We start from the raw sequence: 16,605 nt of genomic DNA on the forward strand, positions 1-16,605 counted from the left end.
GTAAATATCTATGTTTTCAATAATTTAAACTGTATAAAAATTAAAAATAATGTCGAGTTTGTCATTATTGTCAAGCGTATTTGCCGCTAATACCGTATTTGTGTGGCTTTTATCCCTAGCAGGTTTAGGTGCTCAAATCAGGTGGATTGCAATTACCGCTTCTCAAATTGCATTTAGACGCTCCTATTTACGCCAAGGAGAAAAAGTGGAGGATTTAAAATTCAAAGCACCATTCTATCCGGTTATTCCTATTTTAGGATTATTGGCAAACTGCATCGTTATGGCAAGCTTGGCTTTTGATCCCGCTCAACGATTAGCCCTTTACTGTGGTGGAGCTTTCTTCATTGGCTGTTATATTGTTTATTATTTAAAAGTGAAAAAAGTTACGAATTTAGTAATAAACCAACAAGAAGTCCAGTTAAAATTAGATCAAAAAATGTATCTTTAAGTGATAAGAGTAGCTGTATTATATGGCTACTCTTTTCTTTATTAATAAAGAACAACAAAGACGAAACTACCAAAGAATAGTTCCAAAATAAAACGAAAAAATTTATCGTTTTTCGATAAAAAAATATTGAAATAGGATAATTTATCGTTTATTCTTCATACAAGAATAAATTTAGTTTTGAGCTAATCTGAGGTGGATTCATGTTAAAAAATTTTGTTAAAGATTTAGGAATCTTTACGTATCAACAATCGTTATCCTGTATTTTTCCTGCTGTAATATTTATTACACTTGCATTTTCTAGAGCTGTTCCAATACCAGGTGTAGCAAGATACGATTTCATTCTAGCCATCTGTCTATTGACGCAATACTTGATGTATAGATTTGGATTAGAAACAAAGGATGAAATAAAAGTCATCTGTCTGTTTCATATTATTGGACTTGTGCTAGAACTGTATAAAGTGAATTTTAATTCTTGGTCTTATCCTGAAGAGGCGTGGTCAAAAGTAGGAGGTGTGCCATTATATAGTGGATTTATGTATGCTAGTGTGGCGAGTTATATTTGCCAAGCCTGGCGTAGATTTGATTTGAAAATTGTGAGTTGGCCAAGAAGTTATGTAGCCATTCCACTAGGAGCTATGATTTACTTCAATTTCTTCACTCATCATTTTATTTATGATTTTAGATGGCTGTTAATGGCATTACTTTTTGTGGTGTTTTATCGAACTATGGTCAAATTTAAGGTGCGAAATAAAATCTATCAAATGCCCATCGTTGCATCTTTCTTTTTGATTGGCTTTTTCATTTGGATTGCTGAAAATATCGCTACTTTCTTTGGGGCATGGTCATATCCTAATCAAGAGGTAGCATGGTCGATTGTGCATTTTGGCAAAATAAGCTCTTGGTTTTTACTTGTAGTCATTAGCATTCTGATTGTTGCACAGCTTAAATTATTTTATCGAGATGCAGGTGAATAAAGATAGTGCATAACTAACTTTCATTTCAATATTTGAAAGTTGTACCCATCCCTTTTCATAAAACTGTCCCTTTTTTAGAGGGCAATCCTGCTGTAGACTCCTCTTTAGTAGAGGATAGGGGGATAAAAAGATGAAAACAGACATTCGAATGCTGCAAAGAGCTTGTACAGATGAAAAACAAATTCAACAATTTTTAAAAGACGCACAAACCGCTTTTCTTGGTTTAGTGGATCAACATACACCATATGTTCTGCCACTAAATTATGTCTTCAAAGATGGGAGTTTTTATTTCCACGGTGCCAATGAAGGCAGGAAAATAGACATCCTAACAGCCAACCCAAATGCATGTATCTCTATATGCGAGAATTATGGAACAATGGTAGATCCCATTCCTGCTAACACGGATACAGCTTATATGAGTGTCATCGCAAATGGTTTGGTGGAAATTGTCACAGATTTAGATGAGGCTACTGTGGCAATGCAGGCAATGCTTGATAAATATGTCCCAGGTTATTATCACGCCCCTTTGTCGAAAACACATATCGAAAAGTATCAATCATCACTCGGGAGTAAGACGCTTGTTCTGAAAGTAAGGCCAACCAATTTAACCGTAAAAGAGCATAAATTAAATGAACAAATGCACTATTATTCAGGCAGAGTGGTAACACAGGATTTGAATCAGAAATCTACTACTATGGCGACCAATTGAACAAATTAAATATCGAATAACGATAAGGCTTGGGATTCAATATGGAAAGTAGAGTTGGAAAGAGGTTTTTTCCATCTCTACTTTTTTATTGCGCTTTAAATAACCTATTCTTATTAATAGATATAGCTATTCGTAAGTGCTATAATGCCTGTGAAAAATCATTGGAAATTGTGTAAGTAGAAGGAGAGGACAATTCATTTGAATATTTTAGTTGTTGATGATGAAAAAGAAATTGCAGATTTAATTGAGTTATATTTAAAAAATGAAAACTACCATGTATTTAAGTACTATACAGCTCAAGAGGCTCTGGCGTGTATTATGCGGGAAAATGTGGATTTAGCTGTTCTCGATATTATGATGCCAGATATAGATGGCTTTACCATTTTACAAAAAATCCGAGAAACGTTCAATTTTCCAGTGATTATGCTTACGGCAAAGGAAGAAGAGATTGATAAAATAAATGGATTTTCTTTAGGAGCAGATGATTATATAACAAAGCCATTTCGTCCATTGGAATTGGTTGCTCGTGTCAAGGCACAAATAAGAAGATTTACATTGTACAACCAAGGTTCGAAGCAAACAGAAGATATCATTGATTTCGCTGGTTTGATGATCAATCAGAACACACGGCAGGTCTTTTTAAATGAAAGACAGGTATCCCTAACCCCTACGGAATTCGCAATTCTATGGTATTTGTGTACAAATCGAGGGAAGGTCATTAGTTCAGAGCAATTATTTCAAGAAATTTGGGGGGACAAGTATTTTAACAGCAATAATACCGTAATGGTCCATATACGACATTTAAGGGAAAAAATGAAAGATTCTGCGGAAAACCCAAAATTTATTAAAACTGTTTGGGGAGTGGGGTATACCATTGAAAAATGAGTTTGGCGGATTGAAGAGGAAGATGGTTTTACAAATCGTTTTTATTCTTATTATAGCAATCATAATAGGTTTTATAATCAACTTTGCATTCATTGATGGTGTTTTACAAGCTCCCTTTGCGGATGCTTTTATAGCCTTTTGTGAAAATATCTTGCAGCTCGATTACTTTGCTGCACAAAATGCCTACAATGTGTTATTTCAACAAAATAAACCTCTTTGGCTTACTATAGGATTTATCCTATTATTGTTGATCATTTTTTATATTGCCCTATCTCGTTTTACTCGTTATTTTCATCAAATTAGTAACAGTATCACTATGCTTGCAGATGAGTCAGAGAAGGAAATTCATCTTCCGACAGAGCTCGATTTTTTAGAGAAGAAATTAAATGATGTGAAATATAAATTAGAAAAGCGTGCGAGGGATGCACAAGAAGCAGAACAACGTAAAAATGATCTGGTTGTTTATTTAGCCCATGATATTAAAACTCCCTTAACATCTATCATTGGTTACTTAAGCCTTTTAGATGAGGCAAGGGATATGCCTGTTGAGCAGAAAGAAAAATATGTAACAATTACATTAGAAAAATCCTATAGACTAGAACAATTAATCAATGAGTTTTTTGAAATCACAAGATTTAATTTACAATCCATCGTTTTAGAGAAAGACCTTATTCCTCTTAACTATATGTTAATGCAAGTAGCCGATGAATTTTACCCATTGTTAGCACCAAAGGGTCAAAAAGCCATCGTCAATATAGATGGAGAGATGACTATCTATGCAGACAGAAATAAATTAGCAAGGGTATTTAATAATATTTTAAAAAATGCAATTGCCTATAGTGAACCCAATAGTACAATCGAAATTAGTGCACAAAGTGAAAACAATCAAACGTTTATTTCATTTAAGAATACAGGGAAGACCATACCGCCTGAAAAATTAGAGATGATATTCGAAAAGTTTTACCGTTTAGATAGTGCAAGGTCTACACAAACGGGTGGTGCCGGACTTGGTTTAGCCATTTCAAATGAAATTGTGCAAGCCCATGGAGGGACGATTACAGCTACTTCTCATCAAAATCAAACCGTGTTCATAGTTATGATTCCAACCAATTCTTAAGAAACCTTAAGAATTCACTAATAGTTAATTAAAAATAAGCTCCTTTTTTTATGGTTCAATAAAAGCATAAAGAGAAGGAGTTGTTTTTATGTTCACAAGAAAAGGTATTGTAAGTATATTGTTCCTGTTCATGATAGTATTTGTTTATTTGATATTGAAGGAAACACCTGTAACATTACGTCAGGAGATGGTTGATTCACCAAAAGTAATACCGACGATGAGTAGCGATATGCTCAATATCGATTTATATAGTTCTAATGCCATTTTAGTGAATTTAGATGAAAATCAAGTACTATTAGATAAAAATAGTGAGGAAGTCATTTATCCTGCATCTTTGACGAAAATGATGACTGTTTTAGTCGCGATTGAGCAAATTTCAAGCTTACAAGATGAAATCGTTTTACCCAAAAACATCTTTAATGATTTATACGAGGAAAATGCTTCAGTGGCAGGTTTTCTTCCGAATGAGAGGTTGACGATAGAGGATTTATTGTATGGCTCCATGCTGCCATCAGGTGCAGAGGCATCTATTGGTTTAGCTGAATATGCTGCTGGTTCAGAACGGAAATTTGTAGAGCTTATGAATGCTAAAGCGCAGCAACTAGGAATGAAAAATACTCATTTTATGAATACAACAGGACTGCATCATCCAGAGCATTATACAACTGTGAAAGATATGTCACTACTCTTACAATATGCCTTAACAAATGATGAGTTTCGAAATGTTTATACAGCAGAAAGATATTCTATTAAGTCAACGAACCTTCATCCGGAGGGTATTACATTTACTAGTCGAATGTTTCAACATATGACATCAAGTGTATTGCCAGGAGGGAAAATCCTAGGTGGCAAGACGGGCTATACAGAGGATGCAGGATTATGTTTAGCAAGTTTAGCAACTGTTAATGGACAAGAATATGTGTTAGTGACAGTAGGAGCTGAAGGAGGTCCTCGGACGGAGCAATATAACATTACGGATGCATTTTCTGTGTATAGTCAATTGTAAAACTGGTGACTATTTTCTATATGTTTTAATTTTCAATCTTTTTGAAAATGCTATATAGTGAATATATTCACCTTGAAGGAGAGGGTACTATGGGAAGATTAGTTCATTTTGAAATCCATGTAAATGATATGGAGCGGGCAAAGCATTTTTACGGGAAAGTATTTGGCTGGTCATTTCAAGACTGGAGTGACTATGCAGGCATGCCGTACTTTGGAGCAGTGACAGGTGAGGAAGATGAACTTGGTATTAATGGTGCGTTAATGCAACGCCAAGGCCCACCACCAGAAGTCAATCAAGCGTTGAATGGCTTTGCTTGTACCATGGGTGTCGAAAGTTACGATGGAACAGAAGCCAAAATTCTTGAAAATGGTGGCAAAGTAGCTATCTCGAAACATGCTTTACCTGGGATGGCATGGCAAGGCTATTATATCGATACAGAAGGCAATATTTTTGGCATTCACCAACCTGATAAAAATGCAAAGTAGCATTCGCTCCATAGTTGAGGGGTAATGCTCAAAAATGGGGAAGCCGCTTCAGTTGGAGGTTGTGCTGAGAAAGTGAGGAAGTAGCTTAGAAAAGATTGGTCTCGGCTCATTGGAAGAGCGACCTCCTTATAAACATGAAGAAACCACTCAAAAGCTAGAAGACTGCACCTGATCAAAAATAAACTTTTCTCACAATCATCTACAATAGTAAAGACCTATGTTCATTTTTTCTTGAACATAGGTCTTTTTTGATCTTGCTATAGAATGGTGATATTTGTAAATATATGATGTTTTGTTTTGTAAAATTTGGTATGGTTAAATTATGGAAATATTAAATATCTACATATGATTAAGGAGTATTTGTGATGAAAAAGAGAAAGTGTTTATTTAGTTTAATCGCATCCATAGGGTTATTAGCATCTTGTAGTAGTGGTGAGGTTGAGCCTGATACGACGAATGAAAAAATGTATATTTCATCTATTCAAAAAAAGGAAGCCTATGAAATTCAACAGCCTGCAAAAAGTAATATTGCGCGAGGCTTAATGGTTAACAATATGAATAATGCGTTAAATATAAATGAAATAGAGAGGGGACTCATGGATTTATCTGTGAATCATTTTGCAACTGAAAAGTATTATTTGCAGGAAGGTCAATATTTGGATGAGCAAATGATTAAGCAATGGTTAGCTAGAAAAACAGAGGAAGGTATTGGCTTGAACCCAACCATTGAAACTAGAACTGGTGATGTTTTAGAGGATGAGAAAAAGTATCCGCTAATTCTCTCTCATGTAGTAGAACATAATTTTATTCATAAGGAAAATAACAAGCTAGAGGGAATGTCAATCGCGATATCGTTAAATGAATTTTATGATATACGTGTATCGGATGACAAAGGGTTAATTTACACAGGACAAGTGAAAGTAGATCAAAATGATGATGATAGCAATGATGTGAAAAATTACGGCAAAAAAATAGCTGGCAAGATCATTCAGGATATAAGAAACAATAAAAAGATACCGGAAGTCCCTATTTATTTAACTTTATATCAGGAATCCAACATAAATGATATTATTCCTGGCTTATTTTTAGCTGAAACCTTTATTGCAAAAGGAGAAAATACTATAACAAAGTGGTCTGAGATTGATAAAAAGTATTACTCATTTCCATCAGAGGCATTATATAGCTTAGATCAAAATATGTATAATAAATTATTAATTTTTAAAGAAGATATTCAAGCAGGGTTTAAGCATTTAAACCCTAAAATTATAGGGAGACTTCGCTATGAAGAGGGCAAATTAACAGATATTAAAATGGAAGTACACGCGCCGCTAATCAATGATACGGAATTAGTAGGCTTGTTACAGCTGATTAGTACAAAATTAAATACGATTTTATTTGAGTATATCCCCATTACCGTTCGGATCATTGATCAGAAGAAGGATGTGGGAATTGTTCTATGGGAGCCAACAGAAAAACAAATTTTCGCAAATCCTATCTAACTATCATGTAAAAAGTCGTCGCAACTCAAATGAGAGACTCATGATTTTCCATGAGGCATATTAAACGAAAAGTAATAACTATCAATCAAAATAACAGGTCCTCATTCATTAGGTACCTGTCTTTTTTTGTATGTAAAGGATTTGGTTGCAATATTTAAAAAGTAAGCCTATTATGAAAATGATAATCATTTTCAATTAAAGAGAGGAGAATATAACAATGAGAAGACATCTTATTATTGGCATGCATATAGCTGTACATGGTAATCATGGTAAGAAGGGTGCGTTACTTGATGAACATATTGCATTTGCACAGCGTGCTGAGGCGGCTAAATTAGATTTTTTATTTAAGGCTGATTATTTAGTAGCACATCCAGAATTAATGGCTAAAACAAAAGGAACGGTTGGCTTAGATCCTAGCTTCTTAATGGCAACGGTGGCACGAGAAACTAAGCAAATTGGTTTAGTGACTACCATCTCGACATCCTTTATACCACCATATTTGATTGCACGTCAATTGCAATCGTTGAATTGGATTAGTGAGGGACGAGTAGGCTGGAATATCGTCACTTCCATTGATGGGGCCAATAATTTCGGTAATGAACCTATGGCTTCATCAGAGGAGAGGTATGCTAAAGCCGCAGAATGTATAGAGGTCGTGAAACAGCTATGGCATAGTCATCCCTATGAAGTATTAGAAACAAATGGGAATTTAGAGAAAATAAACGAGCTTGTCAAGCCGATTGAGCATGAGGGTGAGTTTTTCCATATTAATGGCCCTTTAAATCTACCTATGCATCCAGCAGGAGATATACCATTCTTCCAAGCAGGTGCATCGGATGTAGGTCGTCAATTTGCGGCTACTGTTTCCAATGCCATTTTTGCAGCGACACCTGCTATGGAGGTGGGTGTTGAAATGCGTAATGACTTGCGTAAACGTGCGGTTGAGGTTGGTCGTTCAGCCGATGATATTCGGTTATTACCAGGGCTCTATTTCTTTATAGGCGATACATATGAGGAAGCACTCGAAATGTACCGTCAAGCACATGCACATTTAACACTTGAGCGTCGCTATAGTGCTCTAGAATCAGTGATAGGCATGGATATTCGTCATTTGGCACTGCAAGATCAGATAACGGCTGATATGCTGCCGCCAAAAGATCAAAAAGTACGTAGTAAAACACATGCCGATTTGGTGCGTCGTTATATTATCGACAATGAACCAACTGTTGAGGTATTGCTTGCACGTCCAGAAGTAATTGGCTCAGCTCACCTTGTGGCAATCGGCACGCCGCAGGACATTGTCAATCAAATCATTACTTTTTATGAGGAGGGTGCATTGGATGGCTTTATTGCTGTACCAGGTGGACCTCCGAAATCTTTAGACTTATTCTTTAGTGATGTGATCCCTATGCTAGTAGAGCGGGGGCTATTCCGTGCTGAATATGAAGGGAGCACATTACGTTCCCATTTAGGTCTAGATGTACTATTACCCAATTAATAGATGAAAAAGGTGATGTCAACGGCAGAAACAGTTATTTTGAAAGGCGAGGGGTTGATTTCTGTTCCGCCAGCGTCCTTTCCAGGGGGCGTCCGATAAGCCGCTGCTCCAATCACCATGTGGTAAAAGGATAGACTCTTATTTTCAATGTGGAGAAGTGATGCGTGACAACACTAGTAGTGAATACCTTCACTTTATTTGAAAAACTTTGCTAACAAGAAAAATTTTTATGGAGTGGAAGGCTACTTGACTCCCGTGGGATAGCAAGACAGGCGAGCTTCTAAACGGAGCGGCTCGGCGCTCGCCCACAGGAAAGCAAGTAGCCTGCAACGGAGATCCTTTTTCATCTTTCACAAAAATTCTATGGATCGTTTTGTTTTTCAACACTATGAAAGGGCAAAGATGTAAACTTTGCCCTTTCATGTTGCTAGAAACTCATTCGAATATTTATGGGGTAAAGATATGGTGATTCAGGCTGTTCAATTGTTACCCAATCATCAATATGAATGACGGGTAGGCTAGCACCCTCATAAGTTGTTTGACCGATTGTACCGATTACCTCAATCCATGTATCCTCTTTGATAGTTGGAACCTCAAGGAATTCTGTCAAAAAGCCTACGATACTTGCATCAGCAACACAATGGGTAATAAGGAATCTGGAAACCACTAGTTGCTTTTCTGTAAAGCTATCTTCTTTCAAAACAAAGCCTTTTAACTGGATTTGCTTCCCTAAATAGTTTGCTAGATGTTGATGCATGTCCTCGTAATAAATCGTATACTCCTCATCTGTCATTTTCAGCATAGTTTGTTGAGATAGCTGTTGCTTTAATTGTTCATATTGCTTTTTTGTCATTTCCTGCTTTTCCTCCATTAGTTTAGGGTCAGGATCATGCTCGTCATAGATATTTTCATCAATCGTTTCATTTGAAGTGAGGTAATCCTCAATTTTGGATGGTTGACTTTGCTGAGTGAGAAAGAAGGCCCCACCCTTTTTATCAGCGATTGCAGCATCTAAAATTTTGGCAGGCACGAAGAAGCCCGTCAAAATCGGTGTCATAATAATAAGATAGGCTAGCCATTTTTTGCGTGTAAAGACTGAATGACCATGGTCATGATGTGAACAGCAAGCATGTCCACTGTCGTCACAATGATGGGTCGTCTGAGTAAATGATATGACTCTTGTTAGCTGAACAAGAAACAGTATAAAAAATAAAATGGCAGCTGTTTGGCTAAGACTTTCATATTTGGGGTTAATGAATTTTGTTAGTTCCCCGGTCCAATGCAAGCTTGCAATCATAGCTGAGAAAGCAAGTAGAATAAGGGCTCTTAGCGCTTGCTGAACGTGAAATTTCATGGTTTTCCCCCTTAGAGATACGGTGAAAGAATCCATATACTAATATAGACAATGATAGCCACTAAGGCGGCTAACCAGAAGACAAATTTGAAGCGAAATACGCTCATTAACATAATGGTATTTTTCAAGTCAATCATAGGACCAAAAACAAGAAATGCAAGAATGGATGGGGTTGAGAAAGTAGCACTAAAGGATGCCCCAATAAAGGCATCTGCCTCCGAGCAAAGTGAAAGAATAAAGGCTAAGCCCATCATGACCAAAATAGAGGAGGATACGCCATCTCCAATTTCTACGAGTGTTTTGGTAGATACATAGGTTTGGACAAATGCAGCTAAAAATGCCCCAATAATTAAGTATTTGCCCATATCAAAAAATTCATCAATGGCATGTTTGAACATATTGAATAGTTTTGTGACAAAGGATGTTGGTTGGTTAGCTGTTGCCAATGAATCAGGTTGTAAGGAGCTTTTAAATTGTGAACCTTTAAAAAACAAGCTAATGAGTAATGCTACGACAATAGCGATAACAAAACCTAGTAGCATTCGTAAGCTGGCTATTTTCAAATCATTTCCAAATGCCATATAGGTAGAGAGAATAACGATTGGATTAATGAGTGGGCCAGTTAACATAAAGCCTATAGCTGCATGAATCGGTACACCTTTGGCAATCAATCTTCTCACAATAGGCACGATTCCACATTCGCAGGCTGGAAATAATGCACCTACAAGACAGCTCATGACAACGGCCATTACCGCATTTTGAGGAATCCACCTTTGAATATGTTCCTCTGTGATAAAAATCTGAATAAAGCCCGCAATGATGATACCAATTAACACAAACGGTAATGCCTCAATTAAAATACTTAAAAAAATAGTATGCAGACTGAGTAAAGAGGAACTTAAATCACTTAATGCTGAGATATTGAATAACAGGAATGGTAGCAAGCTTCCTAATAGCATGAAGATGAACCAAAAATTCAATACATATCTTGATAGATGGAGACGTTCCACATGTACCTCCTTAAAGTGTAATGATTACGTTTTAAAATATGCAAGTGGTACTGCAAGTATGACTTTTACTATGTAAAGAGAAAGTAAAAGCTGGTCACGAACATTCTTTTACTTTCTTTATTATTGATGAACATCCTTATTTCTATATTGCTTAGGGGTGATACCTGTAAATTTCTTGAAAACTTTAATAAAATAGCTTTGATCTGTGAAATTAAGTAATGAACCAATGTCTAAAATGGGGTAGCTTGTATAGATTAATAGCTTTTTTGCCTCTTCAATCCTTTGTTGCTGAATATATTCACTAAAGGAAATCCCTACTTCCTTTTTAAATAAGGAAGAAAGATAATTGGGGCTTAAGTGGCAAATTGCTGAAAGTTGATTGAGTATTATTTCACTATATAGTTGATTTTCGATCGAATGAATGCAGGTTGTAATGGGTGCTGAATATTTGTTTTGCTTAGCTTGTGACACACGACGTGTAAAATCATAAATAGCTTCCTCCATTAACGAAAGAATGTCGATTAAGCTGCTTTGATCCTCAAGTTTTTGAATGTAAAAATCACTTAATGTAAAGGCTGTTTCTTCATTTAATCCACCTTCAATAGCAGCACGACAAATAAGTGCAATTCCTGTAATCATCAAATATTGTACACTTCTTAAATGATTGTGCTTTGAAAGTACTCCAAGTTGTGCTTGTCCGACAATGGAATAGTTCAAGACTTCGTTTAATTTCTCCATCCGCCCATTTTTCACATTGTCTAACAATATTTTTTCATAGTAAAGATTTGTATGCACACTATCTTTTCTTCTTGCATAGGAAAGTTCAAGCGCGGTATGTCCCTCATGACGAATAAGGGGCTTTAACGCGTGGTTGTGGTGAATCACAGCTGTTTTAGATATTTTTTTTTGGTAGATTGAATAATAAACAAATAAACTTATGGCTAAGCATTGCTGATAATGGAGAGTAGGAAACAAATCAGGCTCATGATAAATAGTTGATTTTATAGTGTCTTCTATTACTTGTGAAAGGGACGGTCCAACTACAAGCGCCCCTAAATATTGATTGTCTACTGTTAAGTTAATATAAAAATAATTGAATTCAGCTATAGAGAAAAAAATAGGATAGCTATTTGAAGCCGTATGATATGGGTATGTTTTTAGCTGTTCCTTTAGAGAAATATAGGATGGTTTACTAGTATATTCTGCTGATGAATATTCAAAAACTACTTCTCCCGCTAAATTAATATAAGAGACAGGGAGATGATGTATTTCAGAAATTAGTTGGCTTATATATTGAAGATCGATAGTGGATATTTTCACGTTTCTGCACCTCCGTTCGTAAGAATACTATCAAAATGAAAGCAGTTTCAATTTTTATTGTATAGACAATGAGAAAGTACTATTTTGTGTAAAATAATACAATAAAAAAGAGAGAAGTAGCAATAAAATAGACAATGACTTCAAAATGTTAGGGAGGAATAGAAGATGGATCTTTTGAATAAAATTGCAGTTGTAACGGGTGCTGGAAGCGGTATTGGAAGAGCCAGCAGTTTGAAGCTTGCTAGCAATGGTGCAAAAGTGGTAGTCGTTGATTTCAACAAAGCAACAGGGGAAGAGACATTAAGCTTGATTAAAAAGCAAGGTGGAGAAGGTATCTTCGTTCAGGCAGATGTTTCGAGAAACGAAGATGTTCAAAAATATGTAAATGTTGCTGTTGATACTTATGGACGCATTGATATATTTTTCAATAATGCAGGAGTTATTCAAAAAATTTCTCCATTAACAGAGATTGAGGATGTAGAGTATGAACGTATTATGGCTATCAATGTGAAAGGTGTATTCCTTGGCTTAAAATATGTTTTAAAGGTAATGGAAGAACAAGGTAGCGGCTCTATTATTAATACGGCTTCAACAGCTGGAATTCGTAGTGAGCATAGTATGGCTGTTTACTCTGCAAGTAAGCATGCAGTAGTAGGTTTAACAAAAGCAGCTTCCTTAGAGTATGTAAAAAAGGGGATTCGAATCAACGGTATTTGTCCAGGTGGCGTAGAGACAGCGTTAACAAACAGTGTAACAACTATGTTTGAAACAGGTGGCTATATTCCAGAAGAAATTCCAAATATGAGAATGGGACGCTATGCAAAACCAGAGGAACTGGCTGAAATGGTTGTTTTCCTAGCATCAGACAAAGCAAGCTATATGACAGGCTCAATCGTGGTAGTTGATGGAGGCTTAACTTTATAATAAAAAGAGGAAATCCAGTGAACATTATTAACTGGATTTCATGTTGTTGAAAAAAGGTAATGTCAACGGCATAATAAGCAATTTTGTAAGGCGAGGGGTTGATTTCCGTTCCGCTAGCGTCCTTTCCAGGGGGCGTCCGATGAGCCGCTTCACTCACTGCGTTCGCTCCAGGGTCTCCTCTGTGACGCTGGCTCCACTCCAATCAACCATTCTGCAAAAGCGTCTTTTCCTGAACAAAATAGCCCTTTATTTATATTATAAGAGAGAGGATAGGCTCTTATTTTCAATGCGGAGAAGTGATGAATGACAACACCACTCCATAAAGCGTAGTGAATACCCTTCACTTTATTTGAAGACCTTTGCTAAAAAGAAACATTTTTATGGATTGGAGTGGAAGGCTACTTGAGTCCCGTGGGATAGCAAGACAGGCGAGCCTCTAAACGGAGCGGTAGCGGAGGAAGCGGCTCGGCGCTCACCCACAGGAAAGCAAGTAGCCTGCAACGGAAATCCATTTTCACCTTTCACATAAATGCTATGGATGGTTTTGTTTTTCAACACTATGAAATCCAGTGAACATTCATTCACTGGATTTTGTTTGGCAAAGATATTATAAGGTGAATTTTTTCAGCTCATGCATCAATGTATCTGTCATACCTTGTAGATCGTCAATTTTAGCGCTAATTTTTTGGAAGGCAAGTAACTGATCCTGTGTCGAAGCTGAAATTTCTTCTGTACCTGCTGCTGTTTCTTCTGTAATGGCTGAAATATTTTCTATCGTACTATTCACTTGCTGGCTCATTTCGTTCGTTTGAACCATTTCCTTTGTAAGGCTTTGTAAATCATGATGAATGTCTGCGATATGTGTCGCAATGACAGCAAATGATTGTTCCGTTTCTACCATTGAATGGGACTGTTCATTTGAAAGCTGATATCCTCGCTCAGCCGTAGTAAGAATATGTGAGATGCCATCCTGTATATGTGTGACCATAGAAGTGATTAAATTTGTTGCATTCTCCGTTTCAGAAGAAAGCTTTTTCACTTCCTCTGCGACAATGGCAAACCCTTTACCGGCTTCTCCAGCACGGGCAGCCTCAATGGCAGCGTTTAAAGCTAATAGATTTGTTTGGCTAGCAATAGTGTGGACAGCATTGGCCGCTCCTTCAATTTCTGAAGTAAATTGCGAAAATTGCGTAACAGCCTCTTTAATATCAAGTGATGTCGTCGAAATATCTTTTGCAATGGTCGATTGTTTTTCTAATGAATACTGACCATTTTGAACAGCCTCTAATGCCTGTTTACCATTGTTAGCGGATTGCTCACTTGTTTGCATAACCCCCTTAAATTGGTCTGTCATATTATTCATAAGGATGGCCACAGATTGAATATCTTCTGACATCGTATAGCTACCTTTTGCTAATTCGTCAGTAGATGTGGCGATTTGATTACTGCTTTCATGAATATTTCTCATATGGCTTGTTACATCTTGTGTGAATACGTTAACATCCTTACCGATATGATCGATGGATTGTACAGTACTTTTCAAATTATTCATCATCTGTGAAAAGCTTTCCGATAGTTGATCAATCTCGTATCGACTGTTTGGTTGATAGGAGAGTGTAGAGGTATCTATAGTTAAATCTCCTGTAGCTGCTCCCTGTGCACACTCTACAATCTGATTAATCGGTTTGGTAATTCTTTTTGCTGCCACATAGGAATAAATAATCGTTGCCAAAATTAATAGCACACTGCCGATGATTGTAGTGGTTGTAATAAAACCAATTTTTTGCTTCGTCACTTGTATCATCTCTTGATACCATTCGTTCGTTTCTTTTTTGAGCAAATGCATATCGTTTAAAATACCTTTAATTCGGATAGATTGCTTTTTTATTTCAGAGCGGTTGTTTTCTTGAAAGCCGCTTTCTGTAGCTTTTTCTAGGTCTTCGAATTTATCAGAAATTTTGTCGATAATCTGTTGATGGTCAGGTATTCTTGTGAGAGCAGCCAATGCTTCTAAATTGCTTTTTGTTTCTTGTAAAATAGCAAGTGCTTCATTTTTATTCGCTTCACTATCTAAATAGGTATAATTATTTAATGATTGGCTGGCCACAACCAAACTTTGCTCCAGCTCTTTCACTGCAAGCAAAAGTTTAGTGTCATCCTGTGCGGTTGTTTGGATATTAAATGTTTGAATGATAATAAAGCCAATCATAGCCATAGCCAGTACGATTGGGATGAGTGTATTCATAAATAATTTTTTACGTAATGTCACTGGCCATTCCCCTTTTCTGCAGTAACTTTTATCTTGCCCCAGATAATGGCTTCTTGTGCCTTTTCAATGGCAGCCTGTTGCTCTGATGTTAGTTGAATGACACGAATATCAGCTAGTCCCACACCTTGATCTGCTAGCCCTAATGCAAACGATTTTTGGGTAATTTTTCCGTCCTCTACTAATGTTTTAGCAAGTTGATAGACAGCAAGATCAACATTTTTTAGCATGGATGTGACAACCGTCTTTTCGGCAACAAAAAATTGATCGATATCAACACCCGCTGCATAAATCCCCATTTCCTCGGCCTTTTTAATTGCGCCGAAACCAGTAAAGCCAGCTGCATGATAAATAAAATCAACGTTATTTTTTATATATTGATCTGCTATTGCTGCACCAGCCTGCGTGTCATCAAAGGTACCCGCATATTCGCTCATAATGTCAATAGTTGGTTGTACATAACGAGCTCCTTCGATAAAGCCATTTTCAAAGTGATGAATAACAGGGGCATCTGCACCACCAATAAAGCCAATTTTCCCTGTCTTGCTTGTCATAGCAGCAACCATACCAACTAAAAAACTGCCTTCTTGTTCTTTAAAGGTAATCGAAATAATGTTGTCAACATCAGATTGCCCATCAATCAATATGAATTGTTGGTCGGGATATTGTTTCGCAGTTTTCTCTAGTGCTTCCTGTACAGAGAAACCAAGACCAATGATGATATCATATTTTTCTGCTACAAGCTCGTTCAGCTTGTCCTCATAATTACCATCAGGAGCCTCTTTGTAATCAAACAAAATGCCAAGCTCATCTCGAGCCTTTTCGAGCCCTTTAAAAGCTGAATCATTAAATGATTCATCGCCTAGTCCCGCGTCTGATAGTAAAACGCCTATCTTATATCCTTCAGTTGATGTCTCTGTCTGTGCGGATGAACAGCCTGTTAGCAATAGACCCATCAAAAGAAAAGTAATCATCAATTTCTTCAAAATGTTTGTACCTCCTGTTGTTTATAGCCTATATATCGGCAAAATGTGAATTTTTTTAGTCTGATGTCAGACTACAATGAAAATAAATTTTTATGTAGAGCATAAGAATAAATAGTCATTTCTA

At 36.6% G+C, this 16,605-nt stretch carries 14 protein-coding genes and 1 pseudogene; 10 read left to right on the forward strand and 5 right to left on the reverse strand.

Annotation, left to right across the window (positions count from 1 at the left end):
* Positions 1-49 precede the first annotated feature (49 nt).
* The 9 genes and pseudogenes from V6670_RS06905 to V6670_RS06945 all read left to right on the forward strand — a co-directional run.
* Positions 50-448 (forward strand): annotated as a pseudogene (locus V6670_RS06905) (amino acid permease); the annotation flags it as partial.
* Positions 449-648: 200 nt separating this feature from the next.
* On the forward strand, positions 649-1,422 hold the full coding sequence (locus tag V6670_RS06910) for a DUF817 domain-containing protein (RefSeq protein ID WP_141903981.1): 774 nt from the start codon (positions 649-651) through the stop codon (positions 1,420-1,422).
* Between the two features lie 130 nt (positions 1,423-1,552).
* Positions 1,553-2,131 (forward strand): pyridoxamine 5'-phosphate oxidase family protein, encoded by a 579-nt coding sequence (locus V6670_RS06915; protein ID WP_338653304.1) that lies wholly within the window; start codon positions 1,553-1,555, stop codon positions 2,129-2,131.
* A gap of 192 nt (positions 2,132-2,323) precedes the next feature.
* Complete coding sequence (gene vanR, locus V6670_RS06920) at positions 2,324-3,016, forward strand: VanR-ABDEGLN family response regulator transcription factor (RefSeq protein WP_222423544.1); 693 nt, start codon at positions 2,324-2,326, stop codon at positions 3,014-3,016.
* 22 nt (positions 3,017-3,038) lie between these two features.
* On the forward strand, positions 3,039-4,133 hold the full coding sequence (locus tag V6670_RS06925) for a HAMP domain-containing sensor histidine kinase (protein WP_338654524.1): 1,095 nt from the start codon (positions 3,039-3,041) through the stop codon (positions 4,131-4,133).
* 88 nt (positions 4,134-4,221) lie between these two features.
* Positions 4,222-5,139 carry a serine hydrolase gene (locus V6670_RS06930; RefSeq protein WP_338653305.1) on the forward strand — a complete coding sequence of 306 codons (918 nt, stop codon included), beginning with the start codon at positions 4,222-4,224 and terminating at the stop codon, positions 5,137-5,139.
* 89 nt (positions 5,140-5,228) lie between these two features.
* Positions 5,229-5,624 carry a VOC family protein gene (locus V6670_RS06935; protein WP_036127069.1) on the forward strand — a complete coding sequence of 132 codons (396 nt, stop codon included), beginning with the start codon at positions 5,229-5,231 and terminating at the stop codon, positions 5,622-5,624.
* A gap of 365 nt (positions 5,625-5,989) precedes the next feature.
* On the forward strand, positions 5,990-7,123 hold the full coding sequence (locus V6670_RS06940; protein ID WP_141903986.1) for a CamS family sex pheromone protein: 1,134 nt from the start codon (positions 5,990-5,992) through the stop codon (positions 7,121-7,123).
* A gap of 241 nt (positions 7,124-7,364) precedes the next feature.
* Entirely contained in the window at positions 7,365-8,621 is a 1,257-nt protein-coding gene (locus V6670_RS06945) for an NtaA/DmoA family FMN-dependent monooxygenase (RefSeq protein WP_338654526.1), read from the forward strand.
* A 427-nt stretch (positions 8,622-9,048) separates the two neighbouring features.
* Here V6670_RS06945 and V6670_RS06950 read toward each other — a convergent pair whose 3' ends face one another.
* From V6670_RS06950 to V6670_RS06960, 3 genes are all read right to left on the reverse strand, one after another.
* Entirely contained in the window at positions 9,049-9,975 is a 927-nt protein-coding gene (locus V6670_RS06950; RefSeq protein ID WP_338653307.1) for a TIGR03943 family protein, read from the reverse strand.
* 11 nt (positions 9,976-9,986) lie between these two features.
* Positions 9,987-10,985: a permease gene (locus tag V6670_RS06955; RefSeq protein ID WP_141903989.1), complete on the reverse strand. Its 999-nt coding sequence runs from the start codon at positions 10,983-10,985 to the stop codon at positions 9,987-9,989.
* A 120-nt stretch (positions 10,986-11,105) separates the two neighbouring features.
* Positions 11,106-12,305 (reverse strand): helix-turn-helix domain-containing protein, encoded by a 1,200-nt coding sequence (locus tag V6670_RS06960; protein WP_338653309.1) that lies wholly within the window; start codon positions 12,303-12,305, stop codon positions 11,106-11,108.
* A gap of 165 nt (positions 12,306-12,470) precedes the next feature.
* Between V6670_RS06960 and V6670_RS06965 the strand changes: the two genes are divergently transcribed.
* Positions 12,471-13,229, forward strand: coding sequence for a glucose 1-dehydrogenase (locus V6670_RS06965; RefSeq protein ID WP_036127043.1), 759 nt, complete (start codon positions 12,471-12,473; stop codon positions 13,227-13,229).
* Between the two features lie 607 nt (positions 13,230-13,836).
* Here the strand turns inward: V6670_RS06965 and V6670_RS06970 are convergent.
* Both V6670_RS06970 and V6670_RS06975 read right to left on the reverse strand, forming a co-directional pair.
* A complete protein-coding gene (locus V6670_RS06970; RefSeq protein WP_141903990.1) occupies positions 13,837-15,498 on the reverse strand; it encodes a methyl-accepting chemotaxis protein in 1,662 nt (553 codons plus the stop codon).
* The gene (locus V6670_RS06975) at positions 15,495-16,481 is read right to left on the reverse strand and encodes a BMP family ABC transporter substrate-binding protein (protein ID WP_338653312.1); all 987 of its coding nucleotides are present in this window, start codon (positions 16,479-16,481) and stop codon (positions 15,495-15,497) included. Before V6670_RS06975 ends, V6670_RS06970 begins: the two co-directional genes overlap by 4 nt.
* Between the last annotated feature and the right edge of the window lie 124 nt (positions 16,482-16,605).

This window comes from Lysinibacillus sp. Y5S-8 (genome assembly GCF_036894365.1).
Taxonomy (GTDB): domain Bacteria; phylum Bacillota; class Bacilli; order Bacillales_A; family Planococcaceae; genus Lysinibacillus; species Lysinibacillus fusiformis_D.